Origin of the sequence: Agrobacterium sp. SUL3 (assembly GCF_001263295.1) — a bacterium.
Classification (GTDB): Bacteria; Pseudomonadota; Alphaproteobacteria; order Rhizobiales; family Rhizobiaceae; genus Agrobacterium; species Agrobacterium tomkonis.
Genome location: NZ_KQ414507.1, coordinates 120,619 through 140,026, shown reverse-complemented (window position 1 = coordinate 140,026; position 19,408 = coordinate 120,619). Strand labels below are relative to the sequence as shown.

At 59.7% G+C, this 19,408-nt stretch carries 16 protein-coding genes; 4 read left to right on the top strand and 12 right to left on the bottom strand.

Annotation, left to right across the window (positions count from 1 at the left end; all coding sequences use genetic code 11):
- Nucleotides 1-57 precede the first annotated feature (57 nt).
- The 11 genes from AKG12_RS18445 to AKG12_RS18390 form a co-directional block, all read right to left on the bottom strand.
- Nucleotides 58-2,394 carry a glucose/quinate/shikimate family membrane-bound PQQ-dependent dehydrogenase gene (locus tag AKG12_RS18445; protein ID WP_052819980.1) on the bottom strand — a complete coding sequence of 779 codons (2,337 nt, stop codon included), beginning with the start codon at nt 2,392-2,394 and terminating at the stop codon, nt 58-60.
- A 104-nt stretch (nt 2,395-2,498) separates the two neighbouring features.
- Nucleotides 2,499-2,840: a flagellar basal body-associated FliL family protein gene (locus tag AKG12_RS18440; RefSeq protein ID WP_046802126.1), complete on the bottom strand. Its 342-nt coding sequence runs from the start codon at nt 2,838-2,840 to the stop codon at nt 2,499-2,501.
- Between the two features lie 623 nt (nt 2,841-3,463).
- A complete protein-coding gene (locus tag AKG12_RS18430) occupies nt 3,464-4,249 on the bottom strand; it encodes a 3-hydroxybutyrate dehydrogenase (protein ID WP_052819978.1) in 786 nt (261 codons plus the stop codon).
- 4 nt (nt 4,250-4,253) lie between these two features.
- On the bottom strand, nt 4,254-6,209 hold the full coding sequence (locus tag AKG12_RS18425; protein WP_052819977.1) for an acetoacetate--CoA ligase: 1,956 nt from the start codon (nt 6,207-6,209) through the stop codon (nt 4,254-4,256).
- Entirely contained in the window at nt 6,206-7,090 is an 885-nt protein-coding gene (mmsB, locus tag AKG12_RS18420; protein WP_052819976.1) for a 3-hydroxyisobutyrate dehydrogenase, read from the bottom strand. Before mmsB ends, AKG12_RS18425 begins: the two co-directional genes overlap by 4 nt.
- Nucleotides 7,091-7,103: 13 nt before the next feature.
- A complete protein-coding gene (locus AKG12_RS18415) occupies nt 7,104-8,699 on the bottom strand; it encodes a GMC family oxidoreductase (protein ID WP_052819975.1) in 1,596 nt (531 codons plus the stop codon).
- A 74-nt stretch (nt 8,700-8,773) separates the two neighbouring features.
- On the bottom strand, nt 8,774-9,781 hold the full coding sequence (locus AKG12_RS18410; protein ID WP_046802130.1) for a branched-chain amino acid ABC transporter permease: 1,008 nt from the start codon (nt 9,779-9,781) through the stop codon (nt 8,774-8,776).
- Between the two features lies 1 nt (nt 9,782).
- On the bottom strand, nt 9,783-10,670 hold the full coding sequence (locus tag AKG12_RS18405) for a branched-chain amino acid ABC transporter permease (protein WP_046802131.1): 888 nt from the start codon (nt 10,668-10,670) through the stop codon (nt 9,783-9,785).
- Between the two features lie 2 nt (nt 10,671-10,672).
- A complete protein-coding gene (locus tag AKG12_RS18400) occupies nt 10,673-11,374 on the bottom strand; it encodes an ABC transporter ATP-binding protein (protein WP_046802132.1) in 702 nt (233 codons plus the stop codon).
- A 1-nt stretch (nt 11,375) separates the two neighbouring features.
- The gene (locus AKG12_RS18395; RefSeq protein ID WP_046802133.1) at nt 11,376-12,161 is read right to left on the bottom strand and encodes an ABC transporter ATP-binding protein; all 786 of its coding nucleotides are present in this window, start codon (nt 12,159-12,161) and stop codon (nt 11,376-11,378) included.
- Between the two features lie 29 nt (nt 12,162-12,190).
- The gene (locus tag AKG12_RS18390; protein ID WP_046802134.1) at nt 12,191-13,399 is read right to left on the bottom strand and encodes an ABC transporter substrate-binding protein; all 1,209 of its coding nucleotides are present in this window, start codon (nt 13,397-13,399) and stop codon (nt 12,191-12,193) included.
- Nucleotides 13,400-13,631: 232 nt separating this feature from the next.
- Here AKG12_RS18390 and AKG12_RS18385 point away from each other — a divergent pair, with 232 nt between their 5' ends.
- Together AKG12_RS18385 and AKG12_RS18380 are read left to right on the top strand one after the other, a co-directional pair.
- The gene (locus AKG12_RS18385; protein WP_046802135.1) at nt 13,632-14,549 is read left to right on the top strand and encodes a LysR family transcriptional regulator; all 918 of its coding nucleotides are present in this window, start codon (nt 13,632-13,634) and stop codon (nt 14,547-14,549) included.
- 136 nt (nt 14,550-14,685) lie between these two features.
- Entirely contained in the window at nt 14,686-15,708 is a 1,023-nt protein-coding gene (locus tag AKG12_RS18380; RefSeq protein ID WP_052819974.1) for an LLM class flavin-dependent oxidoreductase, read from the top strand.
- A gap of 51 nt (nt 15,709-15,759) precedes the next feature.
- On the opposite strand, the gene AKG12_RS18375 is transcribed toward AKG12_RS18380, so the two are convergent.
- Nucleotides 15,760-16,878 (bottom strand): mandelate racemase/muconate lactonizing enzyme family protein, encoded by a 1,119-nt coding sequence (locus tag AKG12_RS18375; protein ID WP_052819973.1) that lies wholly within the window; start codon nt 16,876-16,878, stop codon nt 15,760-15,762.
- A gap of 248 nt (nt 16,879-17,126) precedes the next feature.
- On the opposite strand from AKG12_RS18375, the gene AKG12_RS18370 reads away from it, so the two are divergent.
- Nucleotides 17,127-17,801: a GntR family transcriptional regulator gene (locus tag AKG12_RS18370; RefSeq protein WP_052819972.1), complete on the top strand. Its 675-nt coding sequence runs from the start codon at nt 17,127-17,129 to the stop codon at nt 17,799-17,801.
- A 126-nt stretch (nt 17,802-17,927) separates the two neighbouring features.
- Nucleotides 17,928-19,397, top strand: a complete 1,470-nt coding sequence (locus AKG12_RS18365) for a mannitol dehydrogenase family protein (protein WP_052819971.1) — start codon at nt 17,928-17,930, stop codon at nt 19,395-19,397.
- Nucleotides 19,398-19,408 lie beyond the last annotated feature (11 nt).

The following is a 19,408-nucleotide window of genomic DNA, read 5'->3' as shown; positions in this document are numbered from 1 at the left end:
GCAAAAACCGGAATGGTCTCCCATTCCGGTTTTTTATTTATCTGAAGCTGTCGCGTTTTACGGCAGCGTATAGGCGATCACATAGTCGCCCGGCTTGGTGCCGACGGAACCATGGCCACCGGCAACCATCACGACATATTGCTTGCCGCCTTCCAGCGCATAGGTCATGGGCGTTGCCTGACCACCGGCCGGCAGACGCGCTTCCCAGAGCTGTTTACCCGTGGTGAGGTCATAGGCGCGCAGAAAGTTGTCGACGGCCGCACCGAGGAAGGCGACGCCGCCCTTGGTGATCATCGGCCCGCCAATGCCCGGCACGCCCACCTTGAAGGGCAGCGGCAGCGGCGTCATGTCATAAACCGTGCCGTTCTTGTGCTTGTAGGCGATATCGCCGGTGCGCAGATCAGCTCCCGCGACATAACCCCATGGCGGCGCCTGGCAGGGGATTTGCAACGGACCGAGGAACGGCCCCATGAACACGCCATAGGGCGCGCCATCATTGCGGTTCAAGCCCTGTTCACTGCCCTTTTCGTCCTGACCCTTCGGCGGGATCTGATCGCGCGGGACGAGCTTGGAGGTGAAGGCAAGATATGTCGGCATGCCGAACATGACCTGCCGCTCGGGATCCACCGCCACGCTGCCCCAGTTGAACGTTCCGAAATTGCCCGGATAGATGATCGAGCCATTAAGCGAGGGCGGCGTATAACGGCCCTTGTAGTTCAGCTGATGGAAGCGGATGCGGCAGGCGAGCTGGTCGAACATGGAGACGCCCCACATGTCCTTTTCCTTCAGCGGCTCCGGCTTGAAAGACAAGGCCGTGGTCGGCTGCGTCGGAGACGTGAAGTCTTCGGGGATCGCACCGCCTGGTGCCGGTTCTTCCGTAATCGGCAGAAGCGGTTCGCCGGTGCGCCGGTCGAGCACATAGATGTCGCCCTGTTTGGTTGGACCGACAAGGGCCGGCACGCTCTGGCCGTCCTTGGTGATGTCGAGCAGCACAGGTTGGGCCGGAACATCCATGTCCCAGAGATCGTGATGGACCGTCTGGCGCACCCAGCGGTCCTTGCCCGTGTTGATATCGAGCGCGACAATGGAGGAGGAATATTTCTCCACATTCTCGCTGCGGCCCATGCCGAGCTGGTCCGGCACCTGATTGCCGAGCGGGACATAAACCAGGCCGAGGCCTTCGTCATAGCTCAGCACCGACCAGCTGTTCGGCGAGTTGGTGGTATAGGTCTCGCCCGCCGCAATCGGCTCGGTCTTTTCCGGATTGCCGGAATCCCAGTTCCAGATCAGGGCACCGCTATTCACATCGAATGCACGGATGACGCCGGACTGTTCCTGTGTGGAATAGTTGTCGTTCACCGCGCCGCCGATGATGATCTTGCCCGCCGCGATAACGGGCGGCGAGGTCGAATAATAATAACCGGCGGGATTGTATTTCATGCCCTGTTCAAGATGCAGAACACCCTGATCGGCAAATGAGGTGCAGACCTGACCGGTCGCAGCATCAAGCGCAATCAGCCGCGCATCCGAGGTCGGCAGATAGACGCGCTCGGCGCATGCCGTGCCTTGCGCGGCAATCGGTTCAGCATAATAGGAAACGCCGCGGCACGTCTGGTGCTGGCGGTCCGGATTGAGACCGACATTCGGGTCGTATTTCCACTTTTCCTTGCCGGTTGCCGCATCGATGGCAATCGCCCAATTATGCGGTGTGCAGATATAAAGCGTGTTGCCGACCTTGAGCGGGGTCACCTGATAGGTGGTTTCACCCACATCGTCAGGCAGCTTCACGTCACCCGTCTGGTAACGCCAGGCTTCCTTCAGCTGCGAGACATTGTCGACATTGACCTGCGTCAGCGGTGAATAACGCTGGCCATAGGGTGTGCGGCCATATTGATGCCAGTCACCGTCAGGTACATTGCCACCATAAGCGGGCGTAGCGGATGCCGTCTCCTGAGGCAATGAGCCGGGCTTGTCGTGCGGATCCTGCGCCATCGAATATCCCGCCACCACGATGGAGGCGAGAACGGACAGCGCAAGCGGCCAGGCATTGGGGCCATAATTCAGCCCGGTCGGGCTCGCAAAACCAAGCGGCTTTCTAACCCACGGGACCAGAAGCCACAGACCGATCAGGATGATCAGACCGCCACGCGGGCCAAGCTGCCACCAGTCGAAACCGACTTCCCAGACGGCCCATGCGAGCGTCGCGACAATGAAGACAGCGTAGACATGGAGTGCGGCGCGATTGCGCTTGAACAGCAGAATGGCCGTCAACAGGAAGGCCAATCCGGAAAGGACATAATAAAAACTGCCGCCCAGCATTACCAGCTGGGAGCCGAAACCAAACAGCGCAAGGCCGATCAGCGTGAGAACAACTGCAGTGACGGTGACTGCCATGAATGAAACCCCCGATTCCTGTCACTTTGGGTGAAATGAAATCGGGGCCAATCTGGTTCCACACAAACTATTCATTTGTCGTGAAAAATTTCACGTCATGGTCGCTATGGGTTTTGCGGCGCCCCCGTCGAGTCCTGCCGCGAGGGGTTTGTGTCGGTGGAAGCGGGCGGCGCTACACGGCCATTTGCAGGGTTGTTGTCAAAGGTTCCGGAGCCGGAAGGCTGCTGCGGCACAGGGGCGGTCTCGGTCTGCGTGCTTTGCGGACGGTTTTCATCCGGCTCAAAAACCGAATATTCAACAACCGCCCAGACGACCAGCGCGAGAAGAAAGCTGACAATCAGAATGACAAGAACCGGCCGTCCTCTGGACCCCTGCCGCGCCCGGGTTGCCGTCTCCCTTTTCGGAGCGTCCCGACCGTGGAGATAGCTGGCATTTTCTCTGGCCATGTCTTTTACTCCCTGTAACCTGTCAATTTAATCCGCAGGGCCACGGTTTTGTTCCAGACAGAAGAGAGAGCCTTCAGTTACACTCGGCCGGACGAGGCATATCCATATCTGGACAGGGGGTCGTCTCGATCGCGCTGAAGCTGTGCCTGAGCCCCAGCCAGGAGATTGTCCGCCAGACATCGGCATCCGCCGTTTCACCCGGCGCGTCCGGGAAGGTCCCAGCGCTCGCGGTGCCGGCAGGGGTCTGGTTCAACCGCACAGGCGGCCGCACGCCGCCAAATTCGGAATGACCGCTGGCAGCCCGATATTTTTTTGCCGCAGCGCGACGGCTGCGCCATACCGGCAGAATCTCCAGAAAAGTAAAAATTCTCAACATCATAATTATCAGGAAAATAGATCAATTAAAAACAGTGTCCGCACTCTGGCATGTTCGCTGGGAATGTGCACCCCTTATTGCGCCACAACCACAGCGAATAGTCAGATTGTGCTAATAATGCGCCATAAAATGTCAGATCAGCAGCATCAATCTTCACGTTTCAGCGTCCCACAAAGCTATGGAATGGAAAATCGCAGAATAATGCCGGAAGGAAGCGAGGCGGCTTCGCAGAACATGCTGGCAGAAATCACTTCGCGGTCCAGCCGCCGTCGATGGAAATAGTCGTTCCAGTGATCGACCGCGCCATATCGCCCGCAAGATAAACCGCCATTTCCGCCACTTCTTCCGGTTGCACAAATTGCCTGGTCGGCTGCGGCGCGAGCATCACCTTTTTCACTACATCCTCCTCGCTCATGCCATGCACCCGCGCCTGATCGGCAACCTGTGCGGCCACGAGCGGCGTCCAGACATAACCGGGGCAGATGGCGTTGCAGGTAATGCCGAGTTCGGCCACTTCCAGCGCCACGCTTTTCGTCAGCCCCACCACGGCATGTTTGGTCGCCACATAAGGCCCCTTGAAGGGGGAGGCGCGCAGGCCATGGGCGGAAGCGATGTTGACGATGCGGCCCCAGCCCCTTTCCTTCATGCCCGGCAGGGCCGCGTGGATGGTGTGAAAGGCACTGTCCAGCGAGATGGCGACAATGCGGGAGAAATCGGCGAAATCGAATTCGTCAATCGGTGCGACCTTCTGGATGCCGGCATTGTTGACCAGCACGTCAATGCGACCGAACTCGGCGATAACGGTTTCCGGCAGATGCGCGCTCTCGTCATAATGCGCGAGATTGGCTGAGAAATAGACCGGCCTGTGCCGCGCCACCTGCGCAACCATCTCCAGGGCCTGCGTCGCTTCTTCCGTCGTCTCTATGCCATGCACCGCGACCAGATACCCGGCCTCGGCAAAACGTTTGGCGATGGCGAGCCCGATGCCACTGGTGGAACCCGTAACGAGCACGGTTTTCGGTTGGTCCTCCATCGGCCTAGTCCTTCAGCTGCGGCAGGTTGCGGAAAAGTTCGAGTGCCTCAGGATTGGCGAGCGCATCGGCATTTTTCACCGGCCGGCCATGAATGGTATCGCGCACCGCGATTTCGGAAATCTTGCCGGAACGGGTGCGGGGAATGGCGCTGACGGCGATGATCCTTGCAGGGACATGCCGTGGCGTCGCGCCCGAACGGATGCGGTTGCGGATGGTCTTTTCCAGCTCTTCCGTCAGGACCGCACCACCCTTCATGCGCAGGAAGAGGATGACCCGCTGGTCGCCCTCGATATCCTGCCCGACGGCAATCGCCTCCTCCACATCAGGCACGGTTTCCACCTGCCGGTAGATTTCGGCCGTGCCGATGCGAACCCCACCGGGATTGAGCGTCGTGTCCGAGCGCCCATGAATGACATATCCGCCGGAGGGGCGCATTTCGGCAAAATCGCCATGCGCCCAGATGCCGGGAAAGCGGTCGAAATAGGCCGCCTGATACCGCGACCCATCCTCATCGCCCCAGAATTTGACCGGCATGGACAGATGGGCATTGCGGCAGACCAGCTCGCCGGCAACGCCGCGAACGGAACGCCCCTCATCATCCAGCGTATCGATATCCATGCCGAGCATCGCGCCCTGCAATTCGCCGCGATGCACCGGCTGCAGCGGATTGCCGCCGAGGAAACAGGCACAGATATCCGTGCCGCCGGAAATGGAGGCGAGATGCACATCCGCCTTCCAGTCGCGATAGATATAATCGAAGGATTGCGGGATGAGCGGCGAGCCGGTGGAGAGAATTGTCCTCAGCGATGAAAGATCGTGGCTTTCATGCGGTTTCAGCCCGGCCTTCAGGCAGGCGTCAATGAACTTGGCCGAAGTGCCGAAGGTCGCGATCCGTTCAGCATCGATGAGATCGATCAACCGCGCGGGATTGGGATAACCGGGATTGCCGTCATAGGTCACGAGCGTTGCGCCAAGCGCCAGGCCGGACACCTGCCAGTTCCACATCATCCAGCCGCAGGTGGTGAAATAGAAAAAGCGCTCGCCTTCCTGAATATCGCATTGCAGCTTCAGCTCCTTCATGTGCTGAAGAAGCAGCCCGCCGCCGGAATGGGTGATGCATTTCGGCTTGCCCGTTGTGCCCGAGGAATAAAGGATCGCCAGCGGCGCCTTGACGGGCAGTCGATTGAAGGCGATCTCGCCCGCCGCATAAGGCGCGACGAAATCCGTGAGCGTCACGCAGCCGAGATCGGCAAGGCTTTCGGGAACGGCGTCGCCGATCAGCACGATCTTTTCAGGAGCCGCACTTTCCGCCACGGCGCGGATGGTGGGTCCGACATCGATGCGCTTGCCCGCATAACCATATTCCGGCACGGCGATGAGGATTTTCGGATCGATCTGCGACAGCCGGTCAGAAGCGCCTGCCGGGCCGAAATCCGGTGAGCAGGACGACCAGATAGCACCGATGGCGCTGACCGCCAGATAGCTGACGATCGCCTCGATATCATGGGTGACGATGGCGCCGACGCGGTCGCCTTCCTTCACGCCGGCATGGGCAAGCGCCTGCACCAACCGGGATACGTCGTCGTAAAGCTCTCTGCGGCTGATCTCGCGCCGCGTGCCATCGTCGCGATGGGCGATGATGGCTAACCGCTCATCCGCATCGCGCAGCAGGTTTTCGGCGTAATTGAGCCTTGCGCCCGGATAAAACTCAGCCTCCCGGATCGCCGCTCCCGGTTTGAACGCCGCGTCGCCGCGTGTGCCGATGATCCCGAGTTCATCCCACAACGCATCGTAAAATTCATCCGGCGCGTCGATGGACCAGCGCAGCAGGCCGGCATAATCATCAGAGGCCTGCCCGTGCAGCTTTGCCGTTGTCGTCGCGAAAGCGAAAAGCGCCGAGCGCTCCACCCTTTCCCTTGGCGGCACCCACAGAATATCCGACGGCGTGGCGTCCATCATGCCTCGCTCCCGCGCAGCATTTCGACGATGGCGGAAAAATCGCGCCCGCCGCTTCCTTCGCCGACGAAGTTTTCATAAAGCGCCGCTGCCGCCGCACCGAGCGGGGTGGAAGCCCCGGCTCCATTCGCCGCCTCCTGCGAAAGCTTCAGATCCTTCAGCATCAGGGCCGCCGCAAATCCGGGCTGATAATCCTTGTTGGCGGGCGATGTTGGCACTGGCCCCGGCACCGGGCAATAGGTGGTGAGCGACCAGCATTGCCCGGAAGAGGTGGAGGCGACATCGAACAGCGCCTGATGCGAAAGCCCGAGTTTTTCGCCCAGAACAAAAGCTTCCGAAACGGCGATCATGGAAATGCCGAGGATCATGTTGTTGCAGATCTTGGCCGCCTGGCCGTTGCCGCCCTTGCCGCAATGCACGATCTTCTTGCCCATCGCTTCCAGCACCGGCTTTGCCGCAGAGAAAGCCGCAGCCTCGCCGCCGCACATGAAGGTCAGGGTGCCCGCCGCAGCCCCGCCCGTGCCGCCGGAAACGGGCGCATCGACCGAGGGGCAACCGGCGGAAGCAGCCAGCTCATGTGCTTTCAGGGCACTTTCCATATCCACCGTCGAGCAATCGATGAGAAGCATTCCAGCAGGGATTTTCCGAACCAGATCGCCATAGACCGACACGACATGTTCGCCCTTCGGCAGCATGGTAATGATCACCTCTGCCGCTTCGATGGCCTCGGCGGAATCCGCCGCTACGGGAACGCCCGCCTCTCTCGCCGCCGCGCGGCAGGCGTCGGAAAGATCGTAACCCCTGACGTTATATCCGGCCTTGACGAGATTGGCGGCCATGGGCAGGCCCATATGTCCCAGCCCGATAAAAGCGACGGTCTTCATCGGAGCGCTCCTTTCAGCGATTATCCGCAAGGATCATGTCGGCAGCCTTTTCGGCAATCATGATCGTCGGGGAATTGGTATTTCCGGATGTGATGCGCGGCATCACCGATGCATCGGCGACGCGCAGCCCGGCGAGCCGGCGGAATTTCAGCCTGTTATCGACCACGCTTTCCATATCCGACCCCATGCGCAGCGTGCCGACGGGGTGGAAGATGGTGGTGCCGATATCGCCCGCCGCCTTGGCAAGATCATTGTCGTTTTCGAAGGAGGGACCCGGCTTGTATTCCTGCGGCTTGAACCGGGCAAAGGCCGGCTGGGCGACGATGCGGCGCGTCAGCCGCATGGAATCGATGGCCACCTGGCGGTCGCCTTCTGTCGATAGGTAGTTCGGGCGGATTTCCGGCTGCATGGCGAAATCCGGTCCTTTCACATGCACTGAGCCGCGGCTTTCCGGCCGCAGATTGCAGACACTTGCGGTAATGGCAGGAAAAGTGTGAACCGGATCACCGAACTTGTCGAGTGAAACCGGCTGGACATGATATTCCAGATCGGCGGTTTCCTTTTCCGGCGAGGAACGGGTGAAGACACCAAGCTGGCTCGGCGCCATCGACATCGGCCCGGAGCGCGTCAGCGCATATTCGAGGCCGATCCTCGCCTTGCCGAACAGGCTGGAGGCCCTTTCATTCAGCGTCAGAACACCGGAAACCTTATAGACCATGCGCAGCTGCAGATGGTCCTGCAGGTTCTCGCCCACACCCTGAACCTCCGCCACCGTATCGATACCGGCGGCTTGCAACACATCGCCACGGCCGACACCGGAAAGCTCCAGAATGTGCGGCGAGCCGACCGCGCCGGCGGAAAGCACCGTCTCGCGCCGCGCCCGCATCTTTTTCAAGACGCCGTCATGGTGAAACTCGACGCCGGTGACACGGTCTTCTTCGATGATGAGACGCTTGACATGGGCCTTGGTCAGAACCGTCAGGTTCTTGCGGCCAAGTGCGGGCTTCAGAAAGGCTTTTGCCGTGTTCCAGCGCCAGCCGGCCCGCTGGTTGACGTCGAAATAACCGGCGCCTTCATTGTCACCCCGGTTGAAATCATCGGTCGCGGGAATACCCGCCTCGCCCGCCGCCTTCTGGAAGGCGTCCAGCACATCCCAGCGCACGCGGGCCTTTTCCACCCGCCATTCACCGCCGGTGGAATGCATCTCGTTCTTGCCGCGATAAAAATCCTCCGACTTCAGGAAATAGGGCAGGATGTCGTTCCACCCCCAGCCCTCGCAGCCGAGCTGCCGCCACATATCGTAGTCGCGCGCCTGGCCGCGCATATAGATCATGCCGTTGATGGAGGAGCAGCCACCCAGAACCTTGCCGCGCGGATAGATCAGCGAGCGGCCGTTAAGGCCCGGCTCTTCCGCCGTTTTGAAACACCAGTCGGTGCGCGGGTTGTTGATGCAATAGAGATAACCGACCGGAATATGGATCCAGTGGTAATTGTCGTTGCCGCCCGCTTCCAGAAGCAGCACTCGGTTGCTCGGATCTTTCGAAAGGCGGTTGGCGAGAACGCATCCGGCACTCCCCGCTCCGATGACGATATAGTCATATTCGCCCATATTTTTCTCCATACGCCAGCCTTGCCGCACCGTCCCGGACGCGGAGGAGGCAGTTCAAGTGTTTTCAAAAATGTCTAGCCGCGGTGCTGGAAGCCGAGTTTTCTCCCAAGCCGCGACGCGTAAAATTCGCCGATCAAACCGCGCCGGAACACTAGAACGCAGGCCATGAAGACAAGGCCGGTAATGATGGTGACCGGGAAATCCGATGTTGCGAGATAGTTCTGCAAGGTGACGACGAGGCCCGCGCCGAAAATCGGGCCGATCATGGTGCCGATGCCGCCGAGCAGCGTCATCAGGATGACTTCGCCGGACATCTGCCAGGTCACGTCAGTCAGCGTCGCGAACTGGAAGACCAACGCCTTCAGACCGCCCGCAAGACCGGCAAGCGCCGCCGACATGACGAAGGCACCAAGCTTGTAACGCTGCACGCTGTAGCCCAGCGAAATGGCGCGCTGCTCGTTTTCGCGGATGGATTTCAGGATCATGCCGAAGGGCGAATTGACGAAACGCCAGATGACCAAAAGTGCAAGAACAAAGGCGGCCAGCACCGTGTAATAGATATTGAGCGGCGCATTAAGATCGAGAAGGCCGAAGAGATGGCCGCGCGGCACGCCCTGCAGGCCATCCTCGCCATGGGTGAACGGCGCCTGCAGGCAGAAGAAATAAAACATCTGCGACAGTGCCAGCGTGATCATGGCGAAATAGATGCCTTGGCGGCGAATGGCGAAAAAGCCGATGACAAGTCCGAGAAGGGCAGCACCCGCCATGCCGATGACAAGGCCGATCTCCGGCGTGACGCCCCATTCCTTCACCGAATAGGCGGTGAAATAGGCGGCGCCGCCAAAAAACGCCGCATGGCCGAAGGACAGCAGCCCGGTATAACCGATCAAGAGGTTGAAGGCGCAGGCAAACAGCGCAAAGCACAGGAGCTTCATCAGAAAGATCGGATAAACGAACATCGGCGCGGCGATCAAAGCGGCGAGCCCCGCCAGTATGAGAATAGCCTTGATTGTTCCCGCAGTCGTCGAAACTTCCGTCTGCGGCATCGCACCGGCAGTGGGGTTATGGGTGGCTTTGGACATATCAGGCGTCCTTTCCGAAAAGTCCGGCGGGGCGGATGAGCAGCACAAAGGCCATGATGACGAAGATGACGATGTTGGAGGCTTCCGGGTAGAACACCTTGGTCAGCCCTTCGGCGATGCCCAGCATATAACCCGTGACGATGGCCCCCATGATCGACCCCATGCCGCCGACGACGACCACGGCAAAGACGACGATGATGAGATTGGTGCCCATCAGCGGCGAGACCTGATAGATCGGTGCTGCCAGCACGCCGGTGAAACCGGCAAGGCCGGCACCCAGCGCGTAGGTCAGCGTCAGCAGCACCGGCACGTTGATGCCGAAAGCCTGCACCAGCGTCGGGTTTTCGGTGGCGGCGCGCAGGTAGGAGCCGAGCCGCGTCTTTTCGATCAGCGCCCAGGTGGCAAGGCAGGCGACCAGCGAAATGACGACAACAAAGGCGCGGTAGTTCGGCAGGAACATGAAGCCGAGATTTGTGCCGCCCGCCAGCTCACGCGGCACCGAATAGGGTTGACCTGCGGCGCCGTAAAGCCAGCGGAACGTGCCCTCCACCACCAGCGCGAGGCCGAAGGTGAAAAGCAGCCCGTAAAGCGGATCGAGATCATAAAGCCGCGACAGCAGGAACCGTTCGACGATCGCGCCGAAAAGCGCAACGACGAGCGGTGTCACCACCAGCGCGACCCAGAAATTGATGCCGAAATATTGCAGGCCGAGAAAGGCGACGAAAGCGCCGAGCATGTATTGCGCCCCATGCGCAAAATTGATGACGCGCAAAAGGCCGAAAATGACGGCAAGGCCGAGCGACAGCAGGGCATAAAACGAGCCGTTGATAAGGCCGATCAGCAATTGCCCCAGCAGGGCCTGAATTGGAATGCCGAAGATCATCGTCATCGTTAAACCCCCAGCACTTTATTGAGTTCGCCCATGCGGCCGGAAAGCTCAGCCACCGGAAAGTTGCTGACCATCTGGCCGTGATCCATGAGGTAGAAGCGGTCGGCGATACGGCTTGCGAAACGGAAATTCTGCTCCACCAGCACCACGGTCATGCCGCGGCTCTTCAGCTTTTGCAGCACCTCGCCGATGCGCTGGACGATGACGGGGGCAAGTCCCTCCGTCGGCTCATCGAGCAGCAGCACCTTCACGCCGGTACGCAGGATGCGCGCCATGGCGAGCATCTGCTGCTCGCCGCCGGAAAGCTTCGTGCCGGGGCTCATGCGGCGCTCATGGAGATTGGGGAACAGTTCATAGATTTCATCGAGCGTCATGCCGCCGGATGCGACGACGGGCGGCAGCTTCAGGTTTTCCTCGACACTCAGCGTCGCGAAGATGCCGCGCTCTTCCGGCACGAAACCGATGCCGTATTTTGCCGTGCGATGCAGCGGCACCGGCATCATATCCTTGCCCCCGAGCTTGATGACGCCCTTGCGGTTGCGGATGATGCCCATGATGGTGCGCAGCGTCGTGGTTTTACCCACGCCGTTGCGGCCGAGAATGGTGATGGTTTCGCCTTCGCCGACGGTCAGATCGACGCCATGCAGCGCCTGGCTTTCGCCGTACCAGGATTTCAGATTGGAGACTTCGAGCATTGCCGCCATATCAAGCCTCCTCCGTGCCCATATAGGCCGTGCGCACACGCGGATCGGCGGAAACGGCGGCATAGTCGCCCTCCGCCAGAATTTCACCGCGCTGGAGCACAGTGACGTGGTGGCAGATATCGGCCACGACTTTCAGATTATGTTCGACCATCAGCACCGCACGTGTCTTTGCCACCTCGCGGATAAGCTCGGCGACATGGGCAACATCCTCACCACCCATGCCGGCCATCGGTTCGTCCAGCAGCAGAACCTTCGGATCGAGCGCCAGCGTGGTGGCGATTTCGAGAACCCGCTTGCGGCCGTAAGAAAGATCGGCCGCAAGCGCATGTTTTTCCCTTGTCAGGCCAACCGTTGCGATCAACTCCTCGGCGCGGGCATTCAACCTGTCGAGCGACGAGAGCGGCAGCCAGAATTGCGTTGCGAGGCCATTCGGCCGCTGCAACGCCACCCGCACGTTTTCCAGAACCGTCAGATGCGGAAACACCGCCGATATCTGGAAAGACCTGACGAGACCGAGCCGCGCCACCTTGTCCGGTGGCGTCCTTGTTATATCCGTTCCCATGAAGGTGATCGCCCCGCCTGTCGGCTGGAGAAACTTGGTCAACAGGTTGAAGACCGTAGTCTTGCCGGCGCCGTTCGGACCGATAAGCGCATGCACGCGAGCATGGTGGACGTCGAGATCGACATTTTTCACGGCCGCGAATGCGCCGAAGGTCTTGGAGAGACCGCGCGCCGAAAGCACGACGCTGGGTTCCGCCTGCCCGGCGAGGGCGGGAGCGATCGTCATGAAACTTTCCCCTTTATTGCTTCAGTCTTTTATTGCGTTACCAGCGGGCAACCGCTTTTTGCGGGGTCCATGAAGGCTTCCTTGCCGGGGATCGTCGCAAGCACCTTGTAATAATCCCACGGCTGCTTGCTCTCATCCGGCTTCTTCACTTCCATGAGATACATGTCGTGGATCATGCGGCCATTGGCGGCCACATGGCCGTCCTTGGAGAAGACGTCGTTGACGGGCATTTCCTTCATGGCCTTGGCAACGGCATCGGCATCATCAGTGCCGGCCTTTTCAATGGCCTTCAGGTAGTGCAGCACGGCGGAATAGGTGCCGGCGTGTACCATGTTCGGCATGGCGCCGGTGCGTTCCTTGAAACGCTCGCCGAATTTGCGCGATTCATCGTCGCGGTCCCAATAAAAACCTTCCGTCAGCGTCAGGCCCTGCGCCGCCTCAAGACCTAGGCCATGCACTTCGGCAAGCGTGAAGAGAAGAGCGGCGAGCCGCTGGCCACCGGCAACGATGCCGAATTCAGCTGCCTGCTTGATGGCGTTGGAGGTATCGAGACCGGCATTGGCAAGACCGATGACCTTCGCACCCGATGACTGCGCCTGCAGCAGGAACGAGGAATAATCCGTCGTTGCCAGCGGGTGCCGCACCGAACCCAGCACCTTGCCGCCATTGGCCTTGACGAAATTGGCGGTGTTTTCTTCCAGCGAATAACCGAAAGCATAGTCGGCGGTCAGGAAGAACCAGCTGTCGCCGCCCTGCTTCACCAGCGCGCCACCGGTGCCGACCGCCAGCGAATAGGTGTCATAGGCCCAGTGGAAACCATAGGGGCTGCACTGCTTGCCGGTCAGTTCGGTGGTTGCCGCACCCGTATTGATGGTGATCTTCTTCTTGTCCTTGGACAGCGCCTGTACAGCCAGACCCACCGAGGACGAAGTCAATTCCATGATCGAATCGACCTGTTCGGTGTCATACCATTGCCGGGCGATGTTGGATGCCACGTCCGCCTTGTTCTGGTGGTCGGCGGTCACCACCTCAACCGGCGCATTGAGCACCTTGCCGCCGAAATCCTCAACCGCCATTTTCGCGGCCTCGTAAGAGTACTTACCGCCAAAGTTGGCGTAAACGCCCGACTGGTCGTTCAGGATACCGATCTTGACCTTGCCGTCCGAAATCTCGGCGGCATAAGCGGCGGTGCCGGCGGCCAGTGCCATGGCCGTGGATAAAACGATACTCTTGCGCATGACTTCTCCTCCCAGAGATGATTGCGAGCCTCAGATTGTCTGTGCAACAGTGAACGAAGTCGCATGGCGATCGTTGCGGGTGCTGCATCGAAACGGTCACGCCACTCTCCTCAAAGCGACGCATCCTCATTTTAGATTTCTCGAATTCCTCGGTTGACACAAGAGCACGGCATCATCAAATTTCGAACAGGAACTGTTCATTTTTGAACAGAACTCGCAATGGGAGACCGAATTGGCCACGCCTTTTACCTGGGATGACCTGCAATATTTTCTGGCGGTGGCCCGCACGGGACAGCTCTCGTCTGCCGCCCGCAGCCTGCGCACCAGCCACGCCACTGTCTCCCGCCACATCGACCGGCTGGAATTCTCCCTAAAAACCAAGCTGTTCGAGCGAAACCCGCGTGGTTACGAACTGACGACGGTGGGGCGGCGGCTGGTCGATACGGTCGAGCGTATAGAGGCGGAAGCGGAAAGGCTGCAGTCGGATATTTCCGAAAGCGGCAGCCTGCTGCGCGGCGTGGTGCGGCTCAGCGCGCCGGAAGGTTTTTCCAATTTTTTCTTCGTGGAGAGGCTGAAAGACTTCGCCGCCACCCATCCCCACATCATGGTGGAGATGGTGACGATCCAGCAAATCATGGCGCTTTCCAGAAAGGAAGCGGATGTGGCCGTCACGCTCGATCCGCCGAAAGCCGGCCCCTACATCAACGAACAGATCATCGATTACACGCTGCATATCTATGCCTCACGCTCCTATCTCGCGGGGCGGCCGAAAATCACGCGGCGTGAGGATTTGCCCGACCACTTTTTCATCGGTTACGTACAGGACCTGATTTTTTCGCCGGGCCTCGATTATATGCGCGACGTGATGCCCGGCCTGCGCCCCAACTTTCAATCATCGAGCATTTTCGCCCAGCTGACCGCCACGCTGAGCGGCCGTGGCCTGTGCATATTACCGAACTTCATCGCCGCCCGTTTTCCGGATTTACAGATGGTTCTTGCCGACGAAGTGGAACTGCGGCGCGGTTACTGGCTGACCAGCCATCAAGATTTCGCCAATGTGCCGCGTGTGCGCTCGCTGATGGATTTCATCCTGACGACTGCGCGCGCCCACGAAAATCTCTTCATCCTCGACCGCAGGACGATTGCCTGAAACGACCATCGTTCACATTTCGGCGACACCGTGTTTACGGGTGGCGGATTGGAGGATGCGTGCGGTTGCCTATATGACTGACAACAACGAAGCCGGTTTGTGAAAGCTGGCATCCTCCGACATCTGGAAGGTCATCATGAAAAAGATCGGATTTTTATCCTTCGGACACTGGACGCCCTCGCCCCAGTCGCAGACCCGTTCGGCGGCCGATACGCTGCTGCAATCGATAGACCTTGCCGTGGCCGCTGAAGAACTCGGCGCCGACGGCGCCTATTTTCGCGTGCACCATTTCGCCCGCCAGCTTGCCTCGCCTTTTCCGCTTCTGGCCGCCGTCGGTGCCAGAACAAAAAACATCGAGATCGGGACCGGCGTCATCGACATGCGCTATGAAAACCCGTTCTACATGGCGGAGGATGCCGGTTCGGCCGACCTCATCGCCGGTGGACGCCTGCAACTCGGCATCAGCCGTGGTTCGCCGGAACAGGTGATCGATGGCTGGCGTTATTTCGGCTTCCGCCCGGCCGAGGGCGAGACCGAAGAAGATATGGCGCGGCAACATACCGAGGTGTTCCTTGAACTTCTGAAGGGCGAAGGTTTCGCGCAGCCGAACCCGAGACCGATGTTCCCGAACCCGCCCGGCCTTTTGCGCCTGGAACCGCATTCCGAAGGGCTGCGTGAGCGCATCTGGTGGGGTTCGAGTTCCAACGCGACGGCGGTGTGGGCGGCAAAGCTTGGCATGAACCTGCAAAGCTCCACCCTGAAGACGGATGAGACGGGCGAGCCTTTCCATGTCCAGCAGGCGCAGCAGATCCGTATCTTCCGGGAAGCCTGGAAGGAAGCTGGCCATGTCCGCGAACCGCGCGTTTCGGTCAGCCGCAGCATCTTCGCGCTCGTCAACGATCGCGATCGGTCCTATTTCGGTTACGGCAATGAAGGCGACGACAAGATCGGTTATATCGACGACAAGACGCGTGCGATCTTCGGGCGCAGCTATGCCGCCGAGCCTGAAGCGCTGATCGAACAGCTGAAAGCCGATGAAGCCATTGCCGAGGCCGACACGCTGCTCCTGACCGTGCCGAACCAGCTGGGCGTCGATTACAACGCCCATGTGATCGAGACGATCCTGAAGCAGGTAGCGCCGGCTCTCGGCTGGCGCTAACGGCTTTTCCCTAAAAATGAACAAGGCGGCGCATTCTCTGCGCCGCCTTTTTTATTTCACCGCCTTGCCATAACGGGCGAAGCTTTCCGCCAGCGGCGTCGTGCTGGCGCCGGGCTGCTCCGGACGTTTGTAAACGCCATCGCGCACATGGATCGGCTCTTCGAAATGATCCTTGATCCACGGAATATATTCAAGAATGGTCGAAGCCGGATGCCAGTAGCTCAGATGCACATGCACCTGGCTCATCTCACCGGCATGCGGCACCACGGGCAGTCGGTGGGCGAGCGCCAGATCGGCGACTTGAATATATTCGGTGATGCCGCCAAGCCGCGTCACATCCGGCTGGACATAGGCGACCGCGCCGGCATCGATGAATGAACGGAACGCATCCACCGTATAAAGCTGTTCGCCGAGTGCAACCGGAATGGATGTGCTGCGCGCCAGCCGCGCATGGCTGGTGACATCGTCATACCAGAGCGGCTCCTCGAACCAGTAGATATCCAGATCTCTCGCCGACGCGCAAAACCGCTGGCATGTCGGCAGATCCCACTTGCCATTACCGTCAATGGCGATGCGGATGGAGGAGCCGACGCGCTTGCGGACAGCGGCAAGCCGCGCAATGTCGATATTCGGATCATCATGACCGACCTTGAGTTTCAGGCGAGTGAACCCATCCTCCTCCACGGCCTTTGCACTGCCGGCCAGCAGGTTTTCCAGCGTAAAGGAAAGCCAGCCGATATCGGTGTTGTAAGCCTCCACGCCTTCCGTGCGGGCGCCGCCGAGATATTGCCAGAGCGGCACGCCCGCCTTTTTCGCCTTGATATCCCACAACGCCACGTCGATGGCGGCAAGCGCCAGATGGGTGATGCCCGCCCGCCCGACCCATTGCAGCGAGGGGTAACGGGCAAGTTTCGTCCAGAGTCTCGAATGTTCCGATGCATCCTCACCCAGCAACAGGGGAGCATAACAATCGCTGATGCAGGACGTAATCAGCCTGTCGGATGGCAGATGCGCGTGGGTGCCGGTGAAACCATAACCCTCAATGCCGTCGCTCGTCGTGATTTTTGCGCCAACGACGCCCCAATGGGTGATGCTGTGGGTAGAATCGGAGATAGAATCCGATGTGAGCGGCAGATGCAGGATGAAAGGTTCGACTGCGGTAATTTTCATGATCGGTCATTCCTCGATGCTTGAACGCTTCTGGGGAGGAACATGCGGACTCCCCAGATGAGGCATCGTCCCGCGATCAGTGACCGCAAGAGATAAGACCGTCGGGGATTGCCGCGCTACCCTCCTCCAGCAGCCGGCTTCCGATAACGAATAGAGCTAACGGAAAAGCCGTCATTGTAAAATAAAAAATTTTTTATTTTTAATATTTGATTATTGCCTGTCCTCCAAAGCTGGGCAATGATGTGGCCATGAACACACTCGTCAAAGTCACGCTCGCCGAACAGGCGCACCGGGAACTGCGCGCGCGCATCGTCAGCGGCAAATTGCGCGGCGGCGAGCGCCTGCTGCCAAACGAGCTTGCCGCCGATCTCGGCATCAGCCCCACGCCGGTCAAGGAAGCCTGTGTGAAACTCGAGGCCGACGGGCTGGTGGTCAACTCTTCAAGGCGCGGCATGGTGGTGCGCGATTTCACGGTGGAGGATGTGGAAGAGCTCTACGCCGCCAGAATGCTGCTTGAAAAAGGCGCCGTCGAAGTGGCTTTCGACGCCGGGCAGCTGGATGGCCCGCTGCATGCGCAGCTTCTGGAAAGCCTTGCGAAACATCGCGAATTCGCCAAAGGCTCGACACTGGATGAATTGTCGAAAGCGCTTTTTTACGATCGCAGCTTCCATACGACCCTTGTGTCGGCCGCGCGCATTCCCGTCATTTCCGGCTCGCACGAGCGCATTCTCGACCAGACCCACACGGTTTTCGTCTCGATCCTCGGTGATTACGCCCGTTCGGTCGAGGAACACCAGAATATCGCCGACGCCATCGCCGCCGGCAGCAAGGCCCAGATCGTCGATGCCCTGTGGCGGCATCTCGAACGCAGCCGCCAGAACACGCTGCGTCAGATCCGGCTGCTTAAAGAGGGTGGGGCCTGATCCATTTAGAAGACCCTGATCTATTCAGAAAACAACGGGAGGAACTGACATGCGCGAAAATCCGGATGCCGAAATTCCAGCGGCACGAACCGCGACTACCCCCTTCCGCATGGGGATTTCGCATTGATGACAGACAGGCTTTCCGCCGCCACCCTTCCCCGCCTGCCACAATCCGTGGCAACGCCCACCTATGATCGCCAAACGGTCACACCCGGCATCGTGCATCTCGGGGTCGGGGCGTTTCACCGGGCGCATCAGGCGGTTTTCATTGATGACTGCCTCAATCGCGGTGAAACACAATGGGGCATCATAGCCGCGTCGCTGCGCAGCCCGGACACGCGCGATGCCATAGAACCGCAGGACAATCTCTACACATTCTGCTTACGCGACGGCCAAAGCGAGCACCTGCGCATCATCGGCTCCATCATGGAGACCATCGTGGCGCCGGAAGACCCCGAAAGGCTGGTGGAGCGGCTATCCGATCCGCGCGTGCTCATCGTCACCCTGACCGTGACGGAAAAGGGTTATCTCACCAATCTCGCTTCCCGCAGCCTGCTGCGCGACCATCCCGATATTCTCCACGACCTTGAAAACCCGGACCGGCCACGCTCCATCTTCGGTTTCATTCTCGCTGCTACGCAACGCAGGCGCAAAGAAGGCTCGCTGCCGCTGACGCTTCTTTCCTGCGATAACCTGCCCGCCAACGGACATGTGTTGCAAAAGTTGCTGCTGGAATTCGTCGCACTTGCCGACCCTGAACTGGCCCCGTTCATCGAAACCAATATCGCCTGCCCCTGCTCCATGGTGGACCGGATCGTTCCCGCCACAACCGAGGCGGACCGGGATGCGATATCAACGGCACTTGGGGTGCGCGACGCTTGGCCGGTGGTGGCAGAGCCCTATTTCCGCTTCGTCATCGAAGACCGTTTTCCGCATGGAAGGCCGGCGCTCGAAAGATCGGGTGTGGAGTTCGTCAGTGACGTCGAGCCCTACGAACATATGAAACTCAGAATGCTGAACGGCTCCCACAGCGCCATCGCCGCCATAGGCCAGATCGCGGGCCTTAAAACGGTTGCCGATGCATGGGGTGAAAAAACCGTGCGCGATTTCATCGACGCCTATTGGCGCGAAGTCGGCCGGACGTTGGACCCTGCGGTCGATGGAGCAGAATTCGCAGCCGGCCTCAGGGAGCGTTTCGCCAACCCCTCCCTGCAGCACAAGACCATGCAGATCGCCTCCGACGCCTCGCAGAAAGTGCCACTGCGTATTCTTGGTCCATTGCGCGAATTGCTGGAAGAACAGGCCGACAGTCGCGCCGTTATTTTTGCCGTCGCTTTGTGGATCAGATCCTGCGCAGACAGGGATGAAAAGGATCAGCCGATCACCATTCTTGACCCCGCTTTCAAGGAGTGGGATGCGCCGGACCAGCTGGCAATGGCACCGGATGCTGTCGTTGACCGCTTCCTCACCTTCACGCGCACATTCGGCGACGACTTGCCGGGCAACGAAAATTTCGTGTCCACCCTGAAAGCCGCCTATCGTGACATCCGCGAGCAAGGCGCACTTGCCGCTATCGGCATGTTTTTAAAGTCCTGAAAAAGCAACAG